Source organism: Endozoicomonas sp. 4G, assembly GCF_023822025.1.
In the GTDB taxonomy this organism is placed as follows: Bacteria; Pseudomonadota; Gammaproteobacteria; order Pseudomonadales; family Endozoicomonadaceae; genus Endozoicomonas_A.
Map to the genome: position 1 here is coordinate 5,150,286 of NZ_CP082909.1, position 26,200 is coordinate 5,176,485.

Below are 26,200 nucleotides of genomic sequence, written 5' to 3' on the forward strand. Positions count from 1 at the left end.
TAATGTTTCACTTTCTTTGAGGCAAAAAAAAACCAGTTACCAAAGGGGTGATGATAACTGGTCTATCGCAGACTGTGTCGGGGAACACAGTTCTGCTTTTATCGCCAACACTAAACACACAAGGAGTTTGTAGAAAGGTTTTTGCCTCGCTACATAAACTGAGACAACGGAATCTGGAGAAAGTTCCCGGCAGATGAAAATTTTTTTGATTTTTTTCTGGCAGGCATTCAGACAAAAAAAACCGGCAACCAAAAAGGGCGGTTACCGGTTATTTGCAGGTTGTGTCGGGGAACACAGCTCTGCCACTTTACCAACACTCAACACACAAGGAGTTTGGAGAAAGGCTTTTTTGCCTTGCTACATAAACTGAGACAGGCAAATCTGAAAAAAGTTCCCGACAAGATGAAAAAAAATAAAAAAAATTTCAAACCATCGGTCAAGCATCAGTGCGCTTCATCCCAGTTGTATCCAGTACCTGCCTCTACCAGCAAAGGCACCTTGAGCTCTGCTGCCCTGGACATCTTTTCCACGACACCCGTTTTTACGGTCTCCAGTTGATCTTCTGCCACTTCCAGCACCAGCTCATCGTGCACCTGCATGATCATTCTGGCATCCAGGTCGCTGTTTGAAAGCCATTGATCCACATGGGCCATCGCTCTTTTTATGATATCGGCCGCGGTGCCCTGCATTGGAGCGTTGATGGCTGTTCGTTCAGCCGCCTGACGACGCATACCATTGCGGGCATTGATTTCCGGAAGGTAGAGCCTTCGTCCAAACAAAGTCTCAACATACCCTTTCTCTTTGGCAGACTCCTTGGTTCGATCCATGTAATGGAGAACGCCGGGGTAACGGTTGAAATAAAGATCGATGTACTCCTGTGCGGACTTTCTGGAAATACCCAACTGTTTAGCCAGTCCGAAAGAAGACATCCCATAGATCAGGCCAAAGTTAATCGCCTTGGCACTTCTTCGCTGATCAGAAGTCACCTCTTCCAGGGCAACACCGAAGACTTCCGCAGCCGTAGCTTTGTGAATATCCAGCCCCCGGGCAAAGGCGTCCAGCAAACCGGCATCATCAGAAAGGTGCGCCATGATTCTCAGCTCGATCTGAGAGTAGTCAGCCGCAATCAATTGATACCCTTCAGAGGCAACAAAGGCCTGACGAACCTTACGACCTTCCTCAGTACGAATAGGAATGTTCTGAAGGTTAGGGTCAGAGGAAGACAAACGACCGGTTGCTGTCACCGCCTGATGGTAAGAGGTATGAATGCGTCCAGTGGCCGGATTGATCATCTGGGGCAACTTATCGGTGTAAGTCGACTTCAACTTGCTCAGGCCACGGTGCTCAATCAGAAGTTTTGGCAGAGGATAATCCAGCGCCAGTTCCTGAAGCACTTCTTCCGCAGTGGAAGGTTGCCCTTTAGGCGTTTTCTTGATGACAGGCAGACCCAACTTCTCAAACAGAATGGCCTGCAACTGCTTGGGAGAGGCCAGGTTGAAAGGCTCGCCCGCTTCATCATGAGCCTGCTTTTCAAGCTCATGCAGACGCTTGCCAATCTCCATGCTCTGCTGTGCCAGCAGGTGACCATCCACCCTGGCTCCCTGCCTTTCCATCCGTGACATCACGCCTACCAGTGGCATTTCTATTTCACGGAATACCGAGTACAAAGACGGTTCATGCTCCAGTTGCGGGGCAATCGTTTCATGGAGCCTTAAAGTAATATCGGCATCTTCAGCGGCGTAGGGCGCTGCTGTTTCCAGATCAATCTGGTTGAAAGTGAGCTGTTTTTTACCTTTGCCAGCGATCTCTTCAAAAGCAATACACTGATGGTCGAGGTACTTCTGGGCCAGACTGTCCATATCATGACGGGTAGCGGTTGAGTTCAACACATACGACTCAAGCATGGTATCCCAGTGGATACCTTCCAGACAGACATCATAGTTAGCCAGTACGCTTTTATCGTATTTCAGGTTCTGGCCTACTTTTTTCTTTTCAGGGTTCTCCAGCAGCGCTTTCATCTGCTCCAGCACCCAGCTTCGATCCAGCTGATCCGGTGCCCCCACGTAGTCATGAGCCACTGGCACATAGGCGGCCTTACCGGCTTCTACAGCAAAAGAGAGTCCGACCAGTTCCGCTTCCATGTAATTCAGGCTGGTGGTTTCGGTATCAAAAGCAAACAGCTCCGAGTCATTCAATACCTTCAGCCAGCGGCTAAACGTCTCTTTATCGAGAACCGTCTCATATTCTGTATCAATAGCAGGCTCGGCAGGCTCAGGTTCTGCCCCTCCGTCCAGACCTTTTTCCAGCTCAGCGATCATGGAACGGAATTCATACTCTCTATACAGGTCCAACAGCGCTTCCTGATCAACCGGTTCCGCTTTCAGGTCTTCGATGGCAACGGGCAGCGCCACATCGGTTTTGATGGTGGCCAGATCTCTGGAAAGCAGCACGATATCCTTGTGCTCTTCAAACTTGGGGGCAAAGTTCTTGCTGCCTCTGAAGCCCAGGGCAGGCACTTCATCCAGACGTTTGGCAATCTCATCAATACTGCCGATCCCCTGCAACAGCGCCAGAGCGGTTTTCTGACCCACTCCGGGCATACCGGGAATATTGTCACTGGTGTCGCCCATCAGGGCCAGGTAATCAATAATCAGGTGGGCAGGAATACCAAACTTATCCACAACACCGTCCAGGTCAGTCCGGGTATCGTTCATGGTATCGATCAAAGTGACATGCTCAGACACCAACTGAGCGATGTCCTTGTCACCGGTTGAGATGACGGTGGCAATTTTTTTCTCAGTGGCTTGTCTGGCCAGAGTGCCAATGACATCGTCCGCTTCTACACCTTCAATCATCAACAATGGCATTCCCAGGGCCCGAACCATTTCGTGAATGGGCTGAACCTGTGAGCGCAGATCGTCGGGCATGGGCTTACGGGTGGCCTTGTACTCTTGGTACAGATCGTGCCGGAAGTTTTTCCCTTTGGCATCAAAGACAACCACCACAGAACTGCCCGGATACTCTTTAAGCAGGCTCTTCAGCATGTTTGTCATCACACGGATAGCCCCTGTTGGACGACCGTCTGATGTTCTCAGGTTCGCGCGCTCTGAAGCATGAAAAGCCCGATAGAGGTAAGAAGACCCATCTACGAGCACAAGGGGCGTATTGGCTTGATCTGACATTGCTGAATCGATCTCAGGTTAATGGGCAGCAGTAGGGCACTGACAGCTACGGCCTCCCAAATGTTGGAGTAGACTGGTATTCTAATCTCTTTTCTCGCTGGACACATGGTTATTACTTGAGGCTTCTCATGAAATCAATAACAGGCTCTCTGGCTTTTGCGGCAATCATACCTTTATTTCTGGTCGGCTGTGCCAGCCCTCCACCGTCGTCTAACCCAACGGAAGCGGCTCTGGAAAAGCCTCCCAAAGTCGCTCAACCTGAATCGGCAGCGATCAGCAAAGAAGAGTTTGAAAAAATTCCTAAAAACCTGCGTCCGGAAGACCTGGAGCAAAGGAATGACACCACGGTAGTCATTCGTCCTGGTGAAAATGAAACCATCAAGGAATACCGAATTAATGGGTTTCTTTATGGAATTCAGGTTATCCCCAAGGTGGGTGAACCTTATTACCTGGTCGCAGCCGATAATATGGGTAACTTTATAGATCCCACCAAACCCGAAACGCTGATTCCGTCCTGGACTATTTTTAAGTGGAAGTAACCAGGAGCCTGACCGAGAATAGCTGCCCCTCCCACACATTGAGGGCGGGGCATTCTCGTCGAACAGCAACTTTCTGACGATTTCCCATTAAAATCTCCTCGCTATCACCAGCCATAGTCTAACCTGAGCTTTCAATTTACGTTCAAAGGAACTCAAACCTTGAAAGCAATGAAAAAATCATCACTCGCCTGGATCGCACTTTTGAGCATAAACAGCTCAAACTGTTACTCAACGGACGAAAGTTTTACTTCACTATTTATGGCGCTCGGTAAAAAGCTCATGAGCCCCCTACCACACTCTGTCGAGCTCATATCCACGAAAGCTATCTATCTCAATAAAGGCAACGCCATGCCAGACTCTGGCACACAATGCCTGTATACAGAAATCGAAGGACAACAGGTGTGTTTCGGGAACGACGGTCCTACCCGGATCTGGCTCAAGCCCTCTAAAAGCATCAAATTCGGACTATCTTCCCAGAGTATTTCACAACTGAAATACAACGTAGCACTCCCACCAATGACCCCCTCAACTCTTCCCAGGCAAGCTCTATCATACCCTGATGAGGATCGAACCACCTCGTGGAATGAACCTGAAGAGAAGGGAAATGAGACTGCAAGTAACGAAAAAGCAAGGTTTAAACATGAGGAGTATGCCCCTGTGTGGCTTCCTTGCCCTTACTGTGACAAAAAAGTTTGTGAAGAACACAATTACAATATTTGGCAGATGACCGAGGATAAATAGAATTATTCAAGATTAGAGCCGCCATTAAACTCCCGCCGAGCCTGACGGGAGTTTTCTTTCAGTTATACCTGAAAGTTTGGTTATAATGTAACACCGTTCGCTCGCTACTTTTCGTTGTTATGACCAGTGTCCACCAGCCTCACGACCATCACCACTGTATCCTGGAAGCCTTGCAGGAAGCGCGTACTCTTTGCCAACAGAGGGGAGTCAGGCTGACCCATCTCCGAGAGAAAGTACTGGAACTGGTCTGGCAAAGTCACCAGCCCGTGGGAGCCTACGACATTCTTGCCGAGCTGGCGAAGCAGGAAGAACGGGTAGCCCAACCCCCCACGGTTTATCGCGCCCTTGATTTCTTAATGGAGCAGGGCCTGATTCACCGTTTGTCCTCCCTTAATGCTTTTATTGGGTGCCCACACCCCGGTACAAAACATAACAGCTGTTTTCTGATCTGCCAGAACTGCCGCGTGACAGAGGAAATCGATCATCAGGCTATTAACCAGTCCATTGCCTCCTGTGCTTCTGAGCAGGGATTCAAAATCACTGATGCGGCTATTGAACTCACCGGTTTATGCTCAAACTGCCAGCAGGTCAAGGAGTCACTATGAGTTCAGACACAGGCCATAGAACAGCAACCACAAAGGATCAGCATCCACCTATGTCTGAAGAGACGCTAGTCAGGCTGAACAACATTCGTGTTGCCTTTCGGAAACGAGAAGTGGTTTCCGATGTTTCACTGGATGTGAAAGCGGGCGAAATTGTCACCCTGATAGGCCCGAACGGGGCCGGTAAAACGACACTGGTCAGGGTTGTTCTGGGTCTTCAGGCTCCCGATTCCGGCAGCCGGACTATGAAGGAAGGTCTGCGTATCGGCTACATGCCGCAAAAACTGCACGTTGACGAAACCATGCCCCTGAGCGTTAAACGCTTTCTTTCCCTGACCGGACAATCGACCAAACAGATTCGTTCAGCACTGGACAAAACCGGTGTCGCCCACGTCATAAACGCACCGGTTCATTCGCTTTCAGGCGGAGAACTGCAACGAACATTGCTGGCCAGGGCATTGCTGAACAAACCTCATCTGCTGGTGCTGGATGAGCCGGTTCAGGGCGTAGATGTCAACGGCCAGAAAGAGCTTTATCACCTGATTACCGAACTGAGAAATGGTAACAGCCTTGAGCTGAACAAAGGTAACAGCCTTGAGCTGAGCGACGGCTGTTCGGTATTAATGGTCTCCCATGACCTTCATCTGGTGATGGCTTCAACAGATCGGGTCGTTTGCCTGAACCAGCATCTCTGTTGCTCAGGTCATCCCCATCAGGTTCGTCAGCACCCCGCTTACCTGAAGCTGTTTGGTGGAGAGTCCGAAGAGCTCGCGGTTTACACCCACCATCATGACCATGAACACACCGTTGATGGTCATATCATCCACAAAAATGACAAGGGGAGCTCTCATGCCTGAATTGCTCCTCACTGCCCTGCTGGCAGGGTCAGGGGTTGCCATAGTGGCAGGCCCACTGGGTTGTTTTGTGGTCTGGAGGAAGATGGCCTACTTTGGCGATACCCTCTCTCATTCGGCACTTCTGGGAGTGGCCCTGGGGCTACTGCTCAACATTGATCTTAACCTGTCCATCGTCGTGTGTTCGCTGTTTCTTGCGGTTCTGCTGGTGTCACTTCAGGAACAACGAAAAATGGCATCCGACACCTTATTGGGGATTCTTGCCCATAGCAGCCTTTCCCTGGGCCTTGTTGCGGTCAGTTTTTCCGAGAACGTCCGGATCGACATGATGTCTTACCTGTTTGGAGACATTCTTGCCACTTCACCCAAAGACCTGTTCTGGATATACGGCGGTGGTGCACTGGTTCTCACCACACTGGCCTGGCTGTGGCGACCTCTGCTGGCCATGACCATCCATGCCGAGCTGGCACAGGTTGAAGGTTTTCCGGTTCGAAGAACCAAACTGGTCCTGACCTTACTGATGGCGCTGGTGATTGCGGTGGCCATGAAAATTGTCGGTGTCCTGTTGATCACATCATTGATGATCATTCCAGCGGCAACAGCCCAGAGGTTTTCCCGAACCCCGGAACAGATGGCTATCATGGCTGGCATCATTGGCTTGCTGAGTGTTGCAGGAGGGTTAGCTGCATCCTGGTACCTGGATACACCGTCAGGGCCTTCCGTTGTCGTCTGTAGCTTCCTGATTTTTGTTTTGAGTTTGAGCTTTAAGCGCAGTTGATTGGGTTGGGCCGGTTATTCTGGTCTGGCCCATCTCGTTTCATTTTCATCAGTAACCACTTATTTTTATACCCTTCAGGTGTCGTTTTTTGTACTCGATATAACTGAGTACGTCACTTCAATGAGTTTGATGTGAATAATCCACGTTCACCCTGAACGGGGTTTGATTACTCAGGATGCACAAGGCTTGACTGAGGCGCATTCCTCTCATCATCACTGTGAGCTTTTTGATCATCAACCCATTGCCATTGGTGGAAAACCCCATACATGTAAAAGTAAGGAACACTTTCTGCATGGGAAAACGACCATTTAGGTACATTTTCTTTGAAGTATTGCTCCCAGCCATTCTCAAACAGCTTCATAGTACGATCACGGCGTTCACGAAATTGCAGATAATTTTCGTGCCGTGTCCAGCCGTACATCCTGTTGCTGGCTTGCACACGGTTGGCATAGGCTTCATCGGTTTCATTGAAGCCTTGAGGGCTGGCAATCGCCGTGCGCTTCATATAGTTATCGTCCGTTTCACCCTCGCCCCACCAGCGGTTCATCCTGTCAAGACTGCGGCCCAGAGGGCCACCAAGCCACTGGGTAAGCATCTTGTTGTCGTTCATAAAGAAGTCAAAAGTGAGACTTGAGGCCAGGGCAAATCCCAGTGTTTGGGCATAAGTAAAGCCGGATATAAGACCGTGGGCGTATGCTCCAACGGTGGCAATCGGGCCCAGCGCAAGACCGGCTGTGGCAGAGGCCAGGGTTTTTACTGTTTGGGGTGTCATCCGATGCAGCAGTGGTATCTGAACCCCCTGTCCGGAACCCATGGATTTCACCATTTCAGGCACCAGGCGGAAAATGCTGCGATACATCTGAGGGTTAGCACTGTACTGTCTGGCAAACAGCTCGGAACCGGTTTGTAGAAGAATTGCTGAGGAAGCGGCCTTGCCCAGTGGCATGGCCAGCCCGCCCAATTCAGTGATTTGTTCAATGCCGTTGTGGTAGGCATATTGCCCGGTTCGGTCAGGATCAACACCAGAGTGTTCCAGCCAGTGCTGGAAAGGTATGAGCATCCGGTGTAGGTAATCACCCCGGTTGGTCAGATCCAGAAGGTAGAGCAACGACATATTAACGAGGGACACTTCGGTAGCCTCCAGAGCGGTACGGGTCACCAGCAGAGGTTTGTAGCTGGTGTAGTACCAGGTCTTAGCCTGTACCAGGAAAGCGGAAGGCCTGACCCAGTAATCAAACAGTTGTCGTTCAACTGCTGTGGCATGAGCCTGCATTAATGTGTCATGGATAACCTTGATAAGATCTGATTCAGACAGGCCAGCGGCATTGGCGTAAGGCGTCAGGGTATCCTGAATATTGGTTAGAAAGGCGGCCGTCCTGCGGCCGTTTTCAAAGGCAATATCGTCAAGGACATAGTTAGCGATGACCGCCGCTGCGTACTCTTTCATACCGGCAACCGACTCTTTCATAGCTGTCGGTTCGGCCGCGATTACAGGAGTAAAGATGCTTTGCATAAATTCCTCAGCGTCCTTGTCGGGCAGCATCTCGATAATGCTGTCGAAGTGAGGCAAATTGATGCGCTGTCTGTGGAAAATGAAGTGTTCAAATTCAGCCACTGTCTGATAACCACCGACTCGTCTGACGGCCTTTATGTGGTTCTCAAGTTCAACTTTACTGATCAGACCTTGACGTAGCAGAGCGATGATCTTTTTAGCACTGACACAACGGGTCGCTAAGTATTCAGAGACACTTTTCATGCGATCGGGTTCATAATCGACGAAGTGAACGGCGGTTTCGCCCATGGCGCGAATGTCTTTGTCGTAGTGTTCGGCTCCTTTACCCAGCTCACCCCTGGCCCTATGCATCAGCTGCTGGACGTCTTTCAGGACATTCTTAGACTCTAAAAGGCGGATAGGGAAGGTGGCCTGCAGGCCCTTGAAGACTTTCACCATCCGATAGGCCTGAGCAAACGCCAGACCATCTCCGACCAATGCCCGCAGGTATACCGGTGCCTGTTCACCGTCAAAATCAAACGCCGTTAAGTCGGGCATTACCCTACCATTTGCGACGGCTAATTCTGCCAGACCTATTGCGGCTTCCAGGGCTTGTCTCTTGAGCGAGTGCTGGCCCGTGAATGTCTGGATAGCATCCAGAGTTTCTTCCTGTTCCGGTGTGTACTGGGAGGGACCGCCGTCATCTTCGATGGCTTTTTCTGCTGCCTTGAGAACGTCCTTCATTCTCTCAATGTCTGCCTGCGAGGTATCAGCTTCTTTTACTGCCCGCCTGGCTCGGGCTGCCTCACGTTCGAGAACGTATCGGGGTTTGGGCCCCAGGAGAGTCATTTCCTCGTCAAGTTCAGCATCGATGGCTGTGATATGATCATCAATGGTAGCAATGCCTGCATTCGAAACTTCTTGTTCCAGATGTTGTAGTTTTTCTTTTATTATTATGTTCTGGTCGTTTATGGTGGCGTCATTCTCATAAGCCTCAATGTTGAGTTGATGGGCTATTTCATTGTTTCTGGCTCTTCTGACATTTTCATTGCTATAAGTTGTATCTACCTCTGCTATTAATTCCCAGATTTTTTTTTCAAGGGCGTACTTGTTCTGATGGAATGGGGCATCTTTTTCAAATATTACCCTCAGATCATTGGCCAGCTTAGTCATGAAAGCCTTGCCTCTTTCTGTAACCGCATCTTCTAATATGGGGCGGATGCGCAGTTTGTCTTCTATAGCTTTAAGCAGTCTTTCCTGTTCTCTTATGACCTCCCCATCCCTGCCTCCAACATACAAGGTAAGGTGCCAATGCAGTTTCTCGAGTTTTGTTTCCCTTTTTTCACCCGCAGGTGTGAAGCTTTCTATCCCCAAGCCGCGTACTAAAGTATCCAGCATGGATTCTGAGACATCGTCGCCTTCAAGTTTTGTACGAGCCCTGTCAAGCCTTGCTAAGTTGTCATCACCTTCATTGAGGTTGATCCCGAGTACTTCTTCTGCGGTTTCCAGTATATTCAGCGCCTTTTGCTCTGCTTTCTGCCTGGTTTTGGTGATATATGCCTTAATTTCCTGAGAAATGGCGTCACGACGCTGATACACATCGTCGCCACTATTGAAGTTATCTATCTTCAGGATTTGTTCCAGATCAGCCAGTTTCGAAAGTACCAGAGGTCTGCCTTCGGGGCGGTTTAATGTTCTGGAGCGGTGAATTACTTTATCCAGTTCTGCAAGCTTGAGTCGCTCAAAATAGGCTGCTTTTTCGAGATCTTCCGAGGAGGTGGCTATCGCTTTGAGTTCGGCTTCTCTTGCCCGCAGCTTTGCCCGAAGCCTTGCCAGCGTGCTGACGATCTCAAGCATCTGTTCGCTAATATCGTCTGTGACTTTGGCGGAAAATTTTCTGTTTTCCCTATTGGCAGGGTCCTCCATCACTTCTGTGATGATAGGAACAAGCGTATAAATATTCTGAACAAAGTGATGGTTAGTCAGAAGACTTTTAAGTGCAGGTTTGAAACTGAAGTTTTTGAAGAGTTGAAACTGTATCCAGAGTGGCGTGATGATGGATGAAGCGACTCTGATGTATCCTGTTCTGAACTCAAATTCATCGGTTCCATCCGGGGTGGCACTGGCTAATGCCTGCTGAAGAGATTCATAGTAAACAAGCTTCGATAGTTCATTTTCATCAAGTTTGGCCTCGTGCTGTACTGCGGCAGCAAACTTCTCCAGCAGTGCCATCTGTCTGCTTCTGATAACGTACTGATAGCTTTTGATTTTGTCTTTTTTAACCCCGGCAATGAGTTCTTGAAACTTAAATTTTCTCCAGAAGTGATAGTGACTTTCGACAAAAGCGACATCGGTCGGATTCTGCTTCTGACCACGGAAAACAATAACCTCATCCAAAGCCTGTTCCACCTCAAGCTTTGGATAGTTAGCAGGCACAGAGTGAGCCTGAGTCTCATCCTCAACGTGGACAACATAGCCGACAGGTTTATGGTGTGACAAGAGATCACACAGTGCCTCATGTTGTAATGCTTCCTCCAGAACATAAACCTGGGTATAGGCCGAGGTGGCTGCGGCTAAAAGCACCTCATCATTGATAAAGAGCGACTGACCCAGGCGTTGCAGCTCAGGGGGTTGATCACCTGTAGCAATAAGACGCATAAAGGTGCGTCCGTTCACTTCAACTCTATTTACTCTAATGGTGGCAAGGCTGACATAGTGATGACTTGCGCCAAGATTTCCCGCCCTTTCATTGGCACCTTTGAGCACTCCGGCCAGTTGTTCGGGACTGGCGATTTTTGTTAGTGGATCTAATGGTTGGATATCATCTGATTGAGCACGAACCGCCTCAACTGAAGCCTGATCGGTCATTCCATCTCTGACTTCAATCACCAGCTCGCTTTTAGCAAGGTCATGGATGAACCTGAAGACTTGCTCATCAGCCACTTTCAAAACCCTGGTGTATTTTTGAGCGACGCCATTTTCGCCTGTTTGAAAAGTATCAACACTGGAAACGCCACCCTCGATGCCAGAAAGAATCTCTGTGAAGCCTTTAGAAGGAGCGTCGTAGCCCAATCCGGCTTGAGTCTGGGCAGGGTAGGTGGTGGTAAAGGATCCGGGGATGGGTTGCTGATCATGATCTAACGTTGGCTTAACCGCGGCCTCACTATGAATAAATTCCACCGGTTCATTGCCCAAAATACCGACAGACTTTATTTGCAGCCTGCGATCGGCCTGTGCCTGTGTAGCCATCACGGAAGAGCTGATGGCAACACTTACGGCAAGGGTTAATGCACAGAGACGGGCATTTGTCATCGTTTTACCTCAACTGAATGAATACTTGCCGTGACAAGAAACCAGTATCAAAATTCGTCGTGGGTATCCTCATTTTTATCAGGATTGAAGCTCTTAACCTCGGGCAGTGATGCTTCTACGGCTGGTGGAATCTCCTCAGGCGCTGCGGTCTTTCTTTCGGTGGAGGAGGTGCCGAAGAAGACACCCAGAGTGTAGGAGTAAGGAACACTGTCTGGGTGGGAGAATGACCATTTAGGCACATTTTCTTTAAAGTATTTCTCCCAGCCGTTGTCAAACAGTTTCATGGTGCGATCACGGCGTTCACGGAACTGCAGGTAATTTTCATGCCGTGTCCAGCCGTACATTCTGTTGCTGGCTTTTACACAGCTGGCGTAGGCTTCATCGGTTTCATTGAAGCGTTGAGGACCGAGAACCGCGGTGCGTTTCACATAGTCATCGTTCGTTTCACCCTCGTCCCACCAGCGGTCTATCCTGTCAAGACTGCGGCCCAGAGGGCCGCCAAGCCACTGGGTAAGCATCTTGTTGTCGTTCATAAAGAAATCGAAAGTGAGACTTGATGCCAGGGCAAATCCCAGAGTTTGCGGGTAGGTCAACCCGGATATAAGACCGTGGGCGTATGCTCCGACAGTGGTAATCGGGCCCAGTACGAGACCGGCTGTGGCAGAGGCCAGCGTTTTTACTGTTTGCGGTGTCACCCGGTGCAACAGCGGTACTTGAACACCTTGGGCGGAACCCATGGATTTCACCATTTCAGGCACCAGGCGGGAAATGCTGCGATACATCTGAGGGTTGGCTTGGTACTGTCTGGCAAACAGCTCGGAACCGGTTTTCAGAAGAATCGCCGAAGAAGCGGCCTTGCCCAGTGGCATGGCCAGCCCGCCCACTTCGGCGATTTGTTCAATTCCCCTGTGGTAGGCATATTGTTTGGTTCGGTCAAGATCAACACCGTAGTGTTCCAGCCAGTGCTGGAAAGGTATGAGCATCCGGTGCAGGTAATCACCCCGGTTGGTCAGATCCAGAAGGTAGAGGAACGACATATTAATCAGGGACTGCTCGGCAGCCGCCAGGGCGGTTCGGGTCGCCAGCAGAGGTTTGTAGCTGGTGAAGTACCAGGTGACAGCCTGTACCAGGAAGGCTGATGGCTTGAGCCAGTAATTATTCAGCTGGTGCTCAACGGCTGTGGCATGGGCCTGCATCAATGTGTCATGGATCGCCATGATCATTTCTGATTCAGAGATGCCAGCAGCATTGGCATAAGGTGTCAGGGTATCCTGAGCATTGGTCAGGAAGGCTGCCGTCCTGCGGCCATTGTCAAAGGCAATATCGTCAAGAACATAGTTAGCGATGACCGCCGCTGCGTACTCTTTCATGCCGGCAACCGACTCTTTCATACCTGCCGGGCCAGTGGCTGTTACGGTCACGGGTTCAAAGGCACTTTGCATGAATGCCTCAGTGTCTTTGTCGGATAGTCTCCTGACTGCTCTCTTGAACCTGCGCACCTCGACACCGTGTTTAGAACCAAGGAAGTGTTCAAATTCAGCGACTGCCTGATCACCGTCGACACCTTTGACGGCCTCCATGTAGTTTGCCAGTTCAGCTTTACTGATCAGGCCTTCACGCAGCAATGTTATGATCTTGTTACCACTGGCAGAATGGGCAGCGAAGTATTCCGAGAAGTCTTTCAGATCCTTTGGTTCATGCTCGACGTAGTGAATGCCCGCTTCGCCCATCTTGAGGATTCTCTTGTCGTATTGTTTTGCTCCTTGTCCCATCTCCCATCTGGCCCCGAACGCCAGACCCTCCAGTTCTTTCATTGCGTTCCGGGGTCGGCCTGTTACCGGATCGGAAGAGAATTCCGGGTAGGTCGTCTTCAGATCTTTGAACTCTTCTACAATCCGGCTGGCCTGTGTAAACGTCAGTTTGTCTCCGACTATTGCCCGCAAGTGAATGGGAGCAAATTCATGGTCAAAATCGAAATTCGTAAAGAGGGGCACTACCTTACCGCTCTCCAATGCGGCTAGTTTCATGCCAATGGCGGCTTCCAGAGCCTGTCTTTTGAGAGGGTGCTGGGTGAATGCGTCGATATCTTCCAGAATTTTTTCCTGTTCCGGCGTGTACTGGGAGGGGCCGCCATCATCTTCGAGGGCTTTCTCTGACACCCTCAGGACTTCCTTCCTTTCCTCAATCTCTGCTTTTTTGGCTTCAATCTGGCGTTCCAGACGGGCTCGTTTCTGAGTCAGCGCCCCGGTCTTGTCGTCAGCACCATCAGAATCGCCCAGTTGTGTGTCGTCTTGTTTGTCTGGCAGACTACCCAGTTCGCGATGAGTACCTTCCAGCTTAATTTCAACTCTTTTTATTTCCTGCCTGGCCCTGGCTGCCTCGCGTTCAAGAGCGTATCGGGGTTTAGGTCCCAGGCGACCCACTTCCCTGTCAAGTTTATTTTCAATGGTTTCGACACGTTCATTAACATCGGGTTGACCGGCATTGAAAACGTCTTCATCCAACTGTTGCAGTTTTGCCTCAATCAGACTTTTCTGGTCGTCTAAAGGGGCATGATCCTGATAGTCCTCAATGTTGAGTTGTTGAGCCATTTCATTGTTTCTGATTCTTTTAATCGCTTGATCGTCATAGGGTTCATTTACTTCTTCCCTTAATGCCTGAATTTTGTCTCTTAGAGCATACTTCTGCTTATAGAGGCTCTGATCCTGTTCAAGCGGTAACTGCAGATCACTGGCCAGTTTAGCGGTGAAAGCCTTACCTTTTTCTATAGCAGCGGGGTTTTCCCAAGGGTAGAGGTTGAGTATGTCTTCTATGGCTAAAAGGTATTCTGCCTGTTTTTCTCTGGCTCGCTGGTCCCATTGTTCGATTTTAAAGACCAGGCGCTCACGAATTAATGTGAGTTTCGGTTCCATCTCCTCCTTATCCCGAACCTGACCGGTGTCCCTCCAGAGGATCATGTCCATTGGATCCGGCTCGTAATCTGCAGTATCAACGCTATTTAGCTTGCCCTTTAAAGCTAAAGGGAGGTCGTCATCCCAGAGAATCATGCGCAATTGATCGAACTGGTTATCTGTGATGTAGGGATCAATCCTTGTATCAAGCCTTGCCAGTCTTACTGCTGTGTCATCACCCTCATCGGCTCTGATGTTGAATACTAATTCTAAGTAATGCAGTGTCATCAGGGCATCTTGCTCTGACTGCTGTCTGGCTTCTTTGATGTGCGCCCGCAGGCCTTCAGAAATTAATATACGTTGGAGATACACATCGTCCTCCTCGTTGAGGGGTCTCCCTTTCAGAACGCTCCCCACGGCACGAAGTGTCTTAAGTACTTCCGGCATGGCTTTGGGGTGGCCTGGTGTTCTGATGTCTTCCAGTTCTTGTTCCAGCTCGGCAAGCCTGAAGAGCTTGTCTTGTACGGTTGACTCCAGGAACTGGCGGTCTTCCAGGGTGATGTCTTCATTCGGGTCAATACCAAGAATCTTTGCCAGAGTCTCTTTCCTGACCAAGGTGTAAAAAAACTCCAGATCGAGTTGATCCCGAAGTGCAGTGTGCAGTGCGTCATGCTGCTGCCGAGTTTCCAGTGCCTCAAGACTTTCAGTTATTTTAGTCAGGCGTTTTTGTTGAGTTTCTAAACTTTCATAGTTATTAAAACCCTTAATTTTTAAAGCGGTGGCAAGGGTTTTAAGGTGCGTTTTGAGTTCAGCTTCTTTTTGATCATCTGTTTGGGTGCCCTGTCGCTGAACAGACTGACCACTCACTTCCGGGTTTTGGTCATTATCCGATGCCAGATTGATCAGACCTCCCATCATAGTCATAGTCTTCTTGTGCAACTGAACGGCTTCTATTGCCTTTTGTCGCAGGTGCTGTTCAATGAACCGATAGCGAGCATCCAGATCGCTTTCATTGTCTGGAGTAATACCCTGCTCACTTTCAAAGGCTTCCAGTGCTTTCTTGAAAGACTCTTTCCTAAGTTGTGCTGTTGTGGCATCTGTTTCGTCAACCGGTGTTGTGGCAACGGATATTGTGGCAACCGGCCTTGTGGCAACCGGTGTCGGGGAAATGGATGTCGGGGCAATGGATGTCGGGGCAATGGATGTCGGGGCAACCGATTTCTTGATATCACGAATTGCTTCTACGATCATTCTGGCTTGTTTTTCCAGTGGCTGGGTATTATCCCAGTCACTAATACCCAGTACTGCTGCAAATTCAGTGTTGTATTCTTTTCTCATTGCTGCTGCTTGTTGAGCCACTTTTTGCAGCACTGGAATTCGATTGACGTCCTCCTGTAAAGACTGTAACAGGTCTCTCTGTTTTGCCAGCTCTTGTTGACTTTTAGCCTGTTGTTGATAAGCCTCCTTTGAGTGCTGCCGAATCTTATCCAAAATGCCACAGCGGCGGGTTTCAAAATCATCTCCCGGTTCCGGAATCAGACCAAGCTTACCTTCAAGGAGAGCCAGTTTATTCTCGACTTCATCATCCTCGGGCAGCCCTGCCTTTTGTTCCAGCCGTCGTCGCTCTCGAACGAGCCGAAGGGTATCCAGGTCGCCTTTTTCGACCAAAGCAAAGCGGCGCTTGCTACCAATGCCTGCCGGTTCTGATTTTGCCGCTTCCCCATCAGGCTGCTCTGTTGCGGGAACCGTCCGGACATCGCGAAGTGGTTGTTCCAGCTCTTGTTGATTCTCAACAGGTCGTTGAACGATCTCAGCGGCCTGCTGCTCAAGTTGCTGCTGAATAGCCTGGTGACGGGCTTCAAAATCATCATTGTCCTGTGGAACCAGACCGAGAAAACCTTCAAAGATAGTCAGCTTTTTCCGGACTTCTTCGTTGGATAGCTTTTCCAACCTTTCTCTTTCTTGCAGCAGCTGTTGAACGTACTGAACAGGGCGCAGATTGTTTTTATTGACGCGCTGTCCACCTATGGCCGCCGGTTTTGCTGTTGCGGCCATCTCCATCCATTTGTAGATTTCATCGATTTTTTTTTCTATGAGTTCCTCTTGTACTTCCGATGACAATCTGTTGTTCCAGTTATCAATACCAAGCTTTTCTGCCATAAAAGCGTAGCGATATTGTCTGCCAACCCCCCTGACATGAATAAGTTGCTTTCCATGCTCTACAGCCTCAATGGCGACCTTATCCTCAAGCATCTCTATTTCGTACTCAAGCTTCCCTATTTTGGACTCAAGTGTCTTTATCTGGTCTCTATTTTGTTGATCCTGAGAAGATTGTTCATTGAACTGAGCTCTCTGGCGATCAAGGGCCCTCACAATGGCCTGCTGACGGGCGTCAAGGTCATCATTTTTGTGCGGTTTCAGGCCAAGTCGACTTTCCAGAATGGCCAGTCTTTGCCCGTTCTCCTTATTGGCCTGATAGCGGGCATTCAGATCCTTTTCATCGTCCGGGATAATTCCGTGCAGGCTTTCAAGGGCTACCAGATTGGCTTTTGCGACTTCATTTTCGGGCTGCACTTGTTTGTTTTCATAAAATCTTTCTTCGATGAGCCTGACCTGTTCTTCAACTGGCAGAGTTTCATCCCACTTATCAATACCAAGCTTCTTGGCCAATAGGGCTTTGTAAGCTTTTGTGGCATCTGCCCTGGCATCATTAACTTGTTGTTCCAGTCCCGGAACTCGTTTGACTTTCTGGTCAAGTGTATGCCACTGGTATTTCAGTCCCGCCACTCGTGTACGAGTCCGTGCAAGCTCATCCTCAACGTCTTGCCTGAGCTGAAGTACTTTGAGTTTATTCTGTTCACTGATAGCGACTTTCTCTGTTAGCACCTCTGTCAACAGGCCTCTAAGCTGGGTGAGTTCGCTTCCTTTTATCTGCTGCTTTTCCAGATTGTATTCCACATCAACCAGCTGTCTGGGTGTGTCGGGGGTGTTGGGTGCGTCGGATGTGTCGCCCACATCTTCGGAAACAGGCTTTTTCCCGGTTTCACGAATGTTGTCCTGCGCCAGCTCGACGACGTTGAGAACATTTTTTACTTCCCCAATGTACTGAGGAAAATTCGGGTGGCTCAGAAGGTTTTTAAGTGCGGGTTTGGAGCTGAAGCGTTTTAAGAATTGATCATGTATTAACGTTGGCTCGGCGGCTTTCGAAACGAGCCTGATGTGCCCCGTTGTGAGCTCAAATTCATCTTTACCTACCTGAGATAAAAAAGCTTCGCTCAGTGCCCGCTCGATAGAATCATAATGTACAAACGTAACCAGTTTGTCTTTGTTGAGACCGGTATCTTGCTCTGCAGCCATCTCTTCCAGCAGTTCCATTTGCCTGTTTCGAACGACGTATAGGTAGTTTTTGACTTTATCTATCTTTATCTGTACTTGTGTTGTTATTGGCGTAGCAGGATTATTAGCGAAATCTTTTTCCCAGAGGTTATAGAGATTTTTCACAAAAGCGACATCGGTCGGATTCTGCTTTTGACCATAGAGGAGAACCTCCCTGTGTGGAGTGTCAGTCACTTCCAGCTTTGGATAACCGGCAGGCACAGGATAAACCTGTGTGTCATCTTCAACGTGCACAACATAGCCGACGGGTTTCTGGTATGACAGCAGGTTATTCAGGGCCTCCTGTTGTAAACCTTCCTCCAGCACATGAACCTGGGTATAGGCCGAGGTAGCTGCTGCTAAAAGCACTTCATCATTGACAAAGAGCGATTGACCCAGTCGCTGCAAGTCAACAGGCTCATCAGCTCCGAGGATAAGGCGCATGAAGGTGCGTCCGCCCACGTCAACTTCTTCTACTTCGATGGTGGCAAGGTCGACGTAATGATCCGCTTCGCCAAGGTTTCCTGCTCTGCCACTGGCGCCTTTCAACACCGCGGTCAGTTGTTCGGGGTTAGCGACTTTTGTTAACGGTTCCAAGGGTTGGCTGTTGCCTGATTGAGTTTGAACAGCCGCAATGGAATCCTGGTCGGTCATGCCGCTTCTGACTTCAATGACCAGTTTCTTTTCTGCAAGGTTATGGGTGAACTTGAAAATCCCTTCCTTGCCCACCTTCAGGACTTTGGTGTATTTCCGGGCAACACCACGCTCGTCGATTTCAAACTGGTCAACACTGGAAACGTCACCCTGGGCGTTAACAAAAACGTCTGTGAAACCTTCAAAGGGAGTGCGATAGCCTGTCCTGAAAGCATAGGTGGTGGTAAAGGATTGGGGGACGGGTTGCTGGTCATCACCTAACGTTGGCTGAACCAAGACTTTAGTATTGATAAACTCCGTCAGTTCATTGCCCGGCATCTCGTTCGATCTCGTCTGCAGCCAGCGATTGGCCAGTGCCTGTGTACTAAAGATGGAAGAACTGATCGCAACGGCCACTGCAAGACTTAATGCATTGGGGCGAGTATTTGACATGCTACTACCTCAGAGCTGAGTACTTTTATTGCCGAGAAAAATTGCCGGGAAAAGTGATTCAACAGCAGGCGGGGGAGCAGTTTTTAGTTCAGTCAGTCTGCTGAGTCTGCGGGTAGAAAGCCAGGTTGAGTGGCATTTCTCCCGTCGTGACAGCAAGCTTTCTGATTATCGCCCCATTGCCATTTGTCGAAAATGCCAAGAGTGTAGAAGTAAGAAATACTTTCTGCATGGGAGAACGACCATTTAGGCACATTTTCTTTAAAGTATTTCTCCCAGCCGTTGTCAAACAGTTTCATGGTGCGATCACGGCGTTCACGGAACTGCAGGTAATTTTCATGCCGTGTCCAGCCGTACATTCTGTTGCTGGCTTTTACACAGTTGGCATAGGCTTCATCGGTTTCATTGAAGCGTTGAGGACCGAGAACCGCGGTGCGTTTCACATAGTCATCGTCGGTTTCGCCCAGGCCTCGCCAGCGATTAATCCTGTCAAGACTACGACCCAGGGGGCCACCCAACCACTGGGTCAGCATCTTGTTGTCGTTCATAAAGAAGTCGAAAGTGAGACTCGACGCCAGGGCCAGTCCGAAGGTTTGAGCATAGGTAAACCCTGATATAAGACCGTGGGCGTATGCTCCGACAGTGGTAATCGGGCCCAGTACGAGACCGGCTGTGGCAGAGGCCAGCGTTTTTACTGTTTGCGGTGTCACCCGGTGCAACAGCGGTACTTGAACACCTTGGGCGGAACCCATGGATTTCACCATTTCAGGCACCAGGCGGGAAATGCTGCGATACATCTGAGGGTTGGCTTGGTACTGTCTGGCAAACAGCTCGGAACCGGTTTTCAGAAGAATCGCCGAAGAAGCGGCCTTGCCCAGTGGCATGGCCAGCCCGCCCACTTCGGCGATTTGTTCAATTCCCCTGTGGTAGGCATATTGTTTGGTTCGGTCAAGATCAACACCGTAGTGTTCCAGCCAGTGCTGGAAAGGTATGAGCATCCGGTGCAGGTAATCACCCCGGTTGGTCAGATCCAGAAGGTAGAGGAACGACATATTAACCAGGGACTGCTCGGCAGCCGCCGGGGCGGTTCGGGTCGCCAGCAGAGGTTTGTAGCTGGTGAAGTACCAGGTGACAGCCTGTACCAGGAAGGCTGATGGCTTGAGCCAGTAATTATTCAGCTGGTGCTCAACGGCTGTGGCATGGGCCTGCATCAATGTGTCATGGATCGCCATGATCATTTCCGATTCAGAGATGCCAGCAGCATTGGCATAAGGTGTCAGGGTATCCTGAGCATTGCCCAGGAAGGCTGCCGTCCTGCGGCCATTGTCAAAGGCAATATCGTCAAGAACATAGTTAGCGATGACCGCCGCTGCGTACTCTTTCATGCCGGCAACCGACTCTTTCATACCTGCCGGGCCAGTGGCTGTTACGGTCACGGGTTCAAAGGCACTTTGCATGAATGCCTCAGTGTCTTTGTCGGATAGTCTCCTGACTGCTCTCTTGAACCTGCGCACCTCGACACCGTGTTTAGAACCAAGGAAGTGTTCAAATTCAGCGACTGCCTGATCACCGTCGACACCTTTGACGGCCTTCATGTAGTTTGCCAGTTCAGCTTTACTGATCAGGCCTTCACGCAGCAATGTTATGATCTTGTTACCACTGGCAGAATGGGCAGCGAAGTATTCCGAGAAGTCTTTCAGGTCTTTTGGTTTATGCTCGACGTAGTCAATGCCCGCTGAGCCCATCTTGAGAATTCTCTTGTCGTATTGTTTTGCTCCTTGTCCCATCTGCCATCTGGCCCAGAACGCCAGACTCTCGAGTTCTTTCAGTACGTTCAGGGGTCGACCTTTTGCAGAATCCGAAGATAATTCCGGGTAGGTCGTCTTCAGATCTTTGAACTCTTCTACAATCTGGCTGGCCCGTGTAAACGTCAGTTTGTCTCCGGCCGTTGCTCGCAAGTGAATGGAGGCAAATTCATCGTCAACATCGAAAATCGTAAAGAATATTAACTCATCGTTCTCCATTCCGGGTTTTATCAGACCCATGGCGGCTTCCAGAGTTTGTCTTTTGAGAGGATGCTGTGTGAATGCGTCGATATCTTCCAGAATTTTTTCCTGTTCCGGCGTGTACTGGGAGGGGCCGCCATCATCTTCGAGGGCTTTCTCTGCCGCCCTCAGAACTTCCTTCCTTTCCTCAATGTCTGCTTTCCTGGCTTCAACCTTGCGTTCCAGATGAGCCCGCCGTTTCTGAATCAGCGCCCGGGTCTTGTCGTCAGTACCATCAGAACCGCTCAGGTGTGTGTCGTCTTTGCCCGGCAGACTATTCAGTTCGCGATAATTACCTTCCTGCTCAATTTCAGCGACTTTTATTGCCTTTCTGGCCCTGGCTGCCTCGCGTTCAAGAGCGTATCGGGGTTTAGGTCCCAGGCGACCCACTTCCCTGTCAAGTTTATTTTCAATGGTTTCGACACGTTCATTAACATCAGGTTGACCGGCATTGAAAACGTCTTCATCCAACTGTTGCAGTTTTGCCTCAATCAGACTTTTCTGGTCGTCTAACGGGGCATGATCCTGATAGTCCTCAATGTTGAGTTGTTGAGCCATTTCATTGTTTCTGATTCTTTTAACCGCTTGATCGTCATAGGGTTCATTTACTTCTTCCCTTAATGCCTGAATTTTGTCTCTTAGAGCATACTTCTGCTTATAGAGGCTCTGATCCTGTTCAAGCGGTAACTGCAGATCACTGGCCAGTTTAGCGGTGAAAGCCTTACCTTTTTCTATAACAGCGGGGTTTTCCCAAGGGTAGAGGTTGAGTATGTCTTCTATGGCTATAAGGTATTCTGCCTGTTTTTCTCTGGCTCGCTGATCCCATTCTTCGATTTTAAAGACAAGGCGCTCACGAATTAATTTGAGTTTCGGTTCCATCGCCTTCTCATCCCGAACCTGACCGATGTCCCTCCAGAGGATCATGTCCATTGGATCCGGCTCGTAATCTGAAGTATCAACGCTATTTAGCTTGCCCTCTAAAGCTAGAGGGAGGTCGTCATCCCAGAGAATCATGCGCAATTGATCGAACTGCTTATCTGTGATGTAGGGATCAATCCTTGTATCAAGCCTTGCCAGTCTTACCGCTATGTCATCACCCTCATCGGCTTTGATTTTGAATAGCATTTCTAAGTATTTCAGTGTGAGCAGGGCATCTCTCTCTGACCTCTGTCTGGCTTCTTTGATGCGCTCCCTCAGATCTCGAGAAATGGACATACGATGGAGATACACATCGTGCTCCTCGTTGAGGGGTCTCCCTTTCAGAACGCTCCCCACGGCACGAATTGTCTCAAGTACTTCCGGCTTGGCTTTGGGGTGGCCTGGTGTTCTGATGTCTTCCAGTTCTTGTTCCAGCTCGGCAAGCCTGAAGAGCTTGTCATTTACTGTTGTCTCCAGGGCTTGGCGGTCGTCCAGTCTGGGGTCTGTCAGGTCAATACCAAGAGCCTTTGCCAGAGCCGTTCTCCTGGCGATGGTGTAACGATACTCCTGAGCGCGTCGATCGTCATGTGCGTAATTTTCAGAGGTCAGCCGAACCAGCTTTGTTTGCATTGCCTCAAGCTCTTGGATCAGCCATTTTCGTTGAGCTTCAAAACCTTCATCGCTATTAAAATCTTCAATTTCTAAAGCTTTGGCAAAGGCTTTAAAGCGGGTTACTATTTCAGCTTCTTTTTGATCATCTGTTCTGATGTCCTGTTGCTGAAAGGCCTGATGACGAACTCCGGGGTTTTTATCATTATCCTGTGCCAGTTTCATCAGAGTTTCTCTTATAACCAGAGTATTCCTGCGCACCTGATCAGCTTCTTTTTCCTTTTGTTCCAGGTGCTGTTGAATAAACTCATAGCGGGCACCCAGATCGCTTTCGCTGTCTGGAGTAATGCCATGCTTACTTTCAATAGCTTCCATTGCTTTCTTTAAAGACTCTTTCCTGGATTGTGCTAGCGCATCATCTATTTTGGAAACCGGTGTCGGGGCCATGGATATTGTGGCAACCGGCCTTGTGGCAACCGGTGTCGGGGCAATAGATCTCGGGGCAATGGATGTTGGGGCAATGGATGTCGGGGCAATGGATGTCGGGGCAACCGATTCCTTGATATCACGAATTGCTTCTACGATCCTTCTGGCTTGTTTTCCCAGTGGCTGGCTATCATCCCAGTCACTAATACCCAGTACTTCTGCAAATTCAGTGTTGTATTCTTTTCTCATTGCTGATTCTTGAGCCACTTTTTGCAGCAGTGGAATTTGATTGACTTCCTCCTGTAAATACTGTAGCCGGTCTCTCTGTTTTGCCACCGATTGTTGAATGTCAACCTGTTGTTGATAAGCCTCCTGTGACTGCTGCCGAATCTTGTCCAGAATGCCCACGCGGCGGATTTCAACATCATCTTCCGGTTCCGGAACCAGGCCAAGCACACCTTCAAGGAAAGCCAGTTTATTCTCGACTTCATCCTCGGGCAGCCCTGCCTTTTGTTCCAGCCGTCGTCGCTCTCGAACAAGCCGAAGGGTATCCAGGTCGTCTTTTTCGACCGAAGTAAAGCGGCGTTTGCTACCAATGACTGCCGGTTTTGATTTTGCCGCTTCTCCATCAGGCTGCTCTGTTGCGGGAACCATCCGGACATCGCGAAGTGGTTGTTCCAGCTCTTGTTGATTGTCAACAGGTCGTTGAAAGACCTCAGTGGCCTGCTGCTCAAGTTGCTGCTGAATAGCCTGGTGACGGGCTTCAAAATCCTCTTGGTCCTGCGGAACCAGACCGAGAAAGCCTTCAAAGATAGTCAGCTTTTTCCGGACTTCCTCATTAGGCTTTTCTCCTTGCAGCAGATGTTGAACGAACTGAACAGGGCCCAGATTTTTTTTATTGAGCTTGTTTTTATTGGGCTTGTTTTTATTGAGCAAAGCAACATCGCGCTGTCCACCTATGGCCGCCGGTTTTGCAGTTGCAGCTTCTTCATCAGGTTGTCCTGTTGCGGCCATCCCCATCCATTTGTAGATTTCATCGATTTTTTTTTCTACGAGTTCCCTTTGTTCTTCCGATGGCAATTTCAGGTTCCAGTTATCAATACCAAGCTTTTCTGCCATATAAGCGTAGCGATATTGTCTGGCAATCTTCCTGACAGCAGCAAGTTCCTCTATTTTGGGCTCAAGTTTCTTTATCTTGTCTTTATATTGTTGATTCTGAGAAGATTGTTCATCGAACTGAGCTCTCTGGCGATCAAGGATCCTAACAATGGCCTGGTGACGGGCGTCAAGGTCATCATTTTTGTGCGGTTTCAGGCCGAGCTGACTTTCCAGAACGGCCATTCTTTGCTCGTTCTCCTCATTGGCCTGATAGCGGGCATTCAGATCCTTTTCATCGTCGATAATACCGTGCTGGCTTTCAAGGGCTGCCAGATTGACTTTTACGGCTTCATTTTCGGGCTGCACTTGTTTGCTTTCATGAAATCTTTTTTCGATGAGGCTGACCCGTTCTTCAACTGGCAGGGTTTCATCCCAATTATCAATACCAAGCTTTTTGGCCAGTAGGGCTTTGTAAGCTTTTGTGACATCTGCCCTGGCATCATCAACTTGTTGTTGCTGTCCCGGAATTCGTTTGACTTCCTGCTGAAGTGTACGCCACTGGTATTTCAGTCCTGCCAGCAGTATACGAGTCTGCTCAAGCTCATCCTCAACGTCTTGCCTGAGTTGAAGTGCCCTGGCCTGTTCACTGATAGCGGCGTTCTCCGTTAACACCTCTGCCAACAGGTTTCTAAGGTGGTTGAGTTCATTTTCTTTTACCTTCTGCTTTTCCAGATTGTATTCCACATCAACCAGCTGTCTGGGTGTGTCGCCCACATCTTCGGAAACAGGCTTTTTCCCGGTTTCACGAATGTTGTCCTGCGCCAGCTCGATGGCGTTGAGAACATTTTTCACTTCCTCAATATACTGAGGAAAACTCGGCTGGCTCATAAGGTTTTTAAGTGCGGGTTTGGAGCTGAAACGTTTTAAGAATTGATCATGTATTAACGTTGGCTCGGCGGCTTTCGAAGCGAGCCTGATGTGCCTCGTTGTGAGTCCAAATTCATCATTATCTGCCAGATATGGAAAAGCGCCTTCCAGTGCCCGCTCGATAGAATCATAATGTGCAAACGTAACCAGTTTGTCTTTGTTGAGACCGGTATTTTGCTCTGCTGCCATCTCTTCGAGCAGTTCCATTTGCCTGCTTCGAATGACGTATAGGTAGCTGTTGATTTTATCTTTCTTTATCGGTATTTCTGTTGTTGGCGTAGCAGGATTATTAGCGAAATCTTTTTCCCAGAGGCTATAGAGATTTTTCACAAAAGCGACATCGGTCGGATTCTGCTTTTGACCATAAAGGAGAACCTCCCTGTGTGGAGTATCAGTCACTTCCAGTTTTGGATAACCGGCAGGCACAGGATAAACCTGTGTCTTATCTTCAACGTGCACAACATAGCCGACGGGTTTCTGGTATGACAGCAGGTTATTCAGGGCCTCCTGTTGTAAACCTTCCTCCAGCACATAAACCTGGGTATAGGCCGAGGTGGCTGCTGCAAAAAGCACTTCATCATTGACAAAGAGCGATTGGCCCAGTCGCTGCAAGTCAACAGGCTGATCATCCCCGAGGATAAGGCGCATGAAGGTGCGCTCGCCCACGTCAACTTCTTCTACTTCGATGGTGGCAAGGTCGACGTAACTATCCGCTTCGCCAAAGTTTCCTGCTCTGCCACTGGCGCCTTTGAGCACCGCGGTCAGTTGTTGGGGGTTAGCTACTTTTGTTAACGGTTCCAAGGGTTGGCTGTTGCCTGATTGAATTCGAACAGCCGCAATGGAATCCTGGTCGGTCATGCTGCTTCTGACTTCAATGACCAGTTTCTTTTCTGCAAGGTTATGGGTGAACCTGAAAATCCCTTCCTTGCCCACCTTCAGGACTTTGGTGTATTTCCGGGCAACGCCACGGTCGTCAATTTCAAACCGGTCAACACTGGAAACGTCACCCTCGACGTCAACAAGCGCTTCTGTGAAGCCTTCAAAGTGAGTGCGAAAGCCTTCCCTGTAAGGATAGGTGGTGGTAAAAGTTTCGGGTATGGGTTGCTGGTCATCACCTAACGTTGGCTGAAGTAAGACTTTACCATTGATAAAATCCACCAGTTGCAAGCCCGGAGCCTCAACCGATCTCGTCAGCAGCCAGCGATTGGCCAGTGCCTGTGTACTAAAGATGGAAGAACTGATCGCAACGGCTACTGCAAGACTTAATGCATTGGGGCGAGTATTTGACATGCTACTACCTCAGAGCTGAGTACTTTTACTGCCGGGAA

At 49.3% G+C, this 26,200-nt stretch carries 9 protein-coding genes; 5 read left to right on the forward strand and 4 right to left on the reverse strand.

The window, feature by feature from the left end; genetic code table 11:
• Positions 1–443: 443 nt before the first annotated feature.
• Complete coding sequence (gene polA / locus K7B67_RS20395) at positions 444–3,182, reverse strand: DNA polymerase I (RefSeq protein WP_252177691.1); 2,739 nt, start codon at positions 3,180–3,182, stop codon at positions 444–446.
• A gap of 128 nt (positions 3,183–3,310) precedes the next feature.
• Between polA and K7B67_RS20400 the strand changes: the two genes are divergently transcribed.
• The 5 genes from K7B67_RS20400 to znuB all read left to right on the forward strand — a co-directional run bounded on the left by K7B67_RS20400 (position 3,311) and on the right by znuB (position 6,696).
• A complete protein-coding gene (locus K7B67_RS20400; RefSeq protein WP_252177692.1) occupies positions 3,311–3,721 on the forward strand; it encodes a DUF2782 domain-containing protein in 411 nt (136 codons plus the stop codon).
• 159 nt (positions 3,722–3,880) lie between these two features.
• Entirely contained in the window at positions 3,881–4,462 is a 582-nt protein-coding gene (locus K7B67_RS20405; RefSeq protein WP_252177693.1) for a hypothetical protein, read from the forward strand.
• Between the two features lie 119 nt (positions 4,463–4,581).
• Positions 4,582–5,067: a Fur family transcriptional regulator gene (locus tag K7B67_RS20410; protein ID WP_252177694.1), complete on the forward strand. Its 486-nt coding sequence runs from the start codon at positions 4,582–4,584 to the stop codon at positions 5,065–5,067.
• A gap of 50 nt (positions 5,068–5,117) precedes the next feature.
• Entirely contained in the window at positions 5,118–5,921 is an 804-nt protein-coding gene (gene znuC, locus K7B67_RS20415; RefSeq protein ID WP_252180618.1) for a zinc ABC transporter ATP-binding protein ZnuC, read from the forward strand.
• Positions 5,914–6,696 (forward strand): zinc ABC transporter permease subunit ZnuB, encoded by a 783-nt coding sequence (gene znuB / locus K7B67_RS20420; RefSeq protein WP_252177695.1) that lies wholly within the window; start codon positions 5,914–5,916, stop codon positions 6,694–6,696. Before znuC ends, znuB begins: the two co-directional genes overlap by 8 nt.
• Positions 6,697–6,862: 166 nt before the next feature.
• Here znuB and K7B67_RS20425 read toward each other — a convergent pair whose 3' ends face one another.
• The 3 genes from K7B67_RS20425 to K7B67_RS20435 form a co-directional block, all read right to left on the reverse strand.
• Positions 6,863–11,500 carry a hypothetical protein gene (locus K7B67_RS20425; RefSeq protein WP_252177696.1) on the reverse strand — a complete coding sequence of 1,546 codons (4,638 nt, stop codon included), beginning with the start codon at positions 11,498–11,500 and terminating at the stop codon, positions 6,863–6,865.
• 47 nt (positions 11,501–11,547) lie between these two features.
• Positions 11,548–18,852, reverse strand: coding sequence for a hypothetical protein (locus K7B67_RS20430; protein ID WP_252177697.1), 7,305 nt, complete (start codon positions 18,850–18,852; stop codon positions 11,548–11,550).
• Positions 18,853–18,944: 92 nt separating this feature from the next.
• Positions 18,945–26,162 carry a hypothetical protein gene (locus tag K7B67_RS20435; RefSeq protein WP_252177698.1) on the reverse strand — a complete coding sequence of 2,406 codons (7,218 nt, stop codon included), beginning with the start codon at positions 26,160–26,162 and terminating at the stop codon, positions 18,945–18,947.
• Positions 26,163–26,200 lie beyond the last annotated feature (38 nt).

Coding starts and splice junctions, on each gene's coding strand:
- polA (WP_252177691.1), bottom strand. CDS start 3,182: ATGTCAGATCAAGCCAATACGCCCCTTGTGCTCGTAGATGGGTCTTCT.
- K7B67_RS20400 (WP_252177692.1), top strand. CDS start 3,311: ATGAAATCAATAACAGGCTCTCTGGCTTTTGCGGCAATCATACCTTTA.
- K7B67_RS20410 (WP_252177694.1), top strand. CDS start 4,582: ATGACCAGTGTCCACCAGCCTCACGACCATCACCACTGTATCCTGGAA.
- znuC (WP_252180618.1), top strand. CDS start 5,118: ATGTCTGAAGAGACGCTAGTCAGGCTGAACAACATTCGTGTTGCCTTT.
- znuB (WP_252177695.1), top strand. CDS start 5,914: ATGCCTGAATTGCTCCTCACTGCCCTGCTGGCAGGGTCAGGGGTTGCC.
- K7B67_RS20425 (WP_252177696.1), bottom strand. CDS start 11,500: ATGACAAATGCCCGTCTCTGTGCATTAACCCTTGCCGTAAGTGTTGCC.
- K7B67_RS20430 (WP_252177697.1), bottom strand. CDS start 18,852: ATGTCAAATACTCGCCCCAATGCATTAAGTCTTGCAGTGGCCGTTGCG.
- K7B67_RS20435 (WP_252177698.1), bottom strand. CDS start 26,162: ATGTCAAATACTCGCCCCAATGCATTAAGTCTTGCAGTAGCCGTTGCG.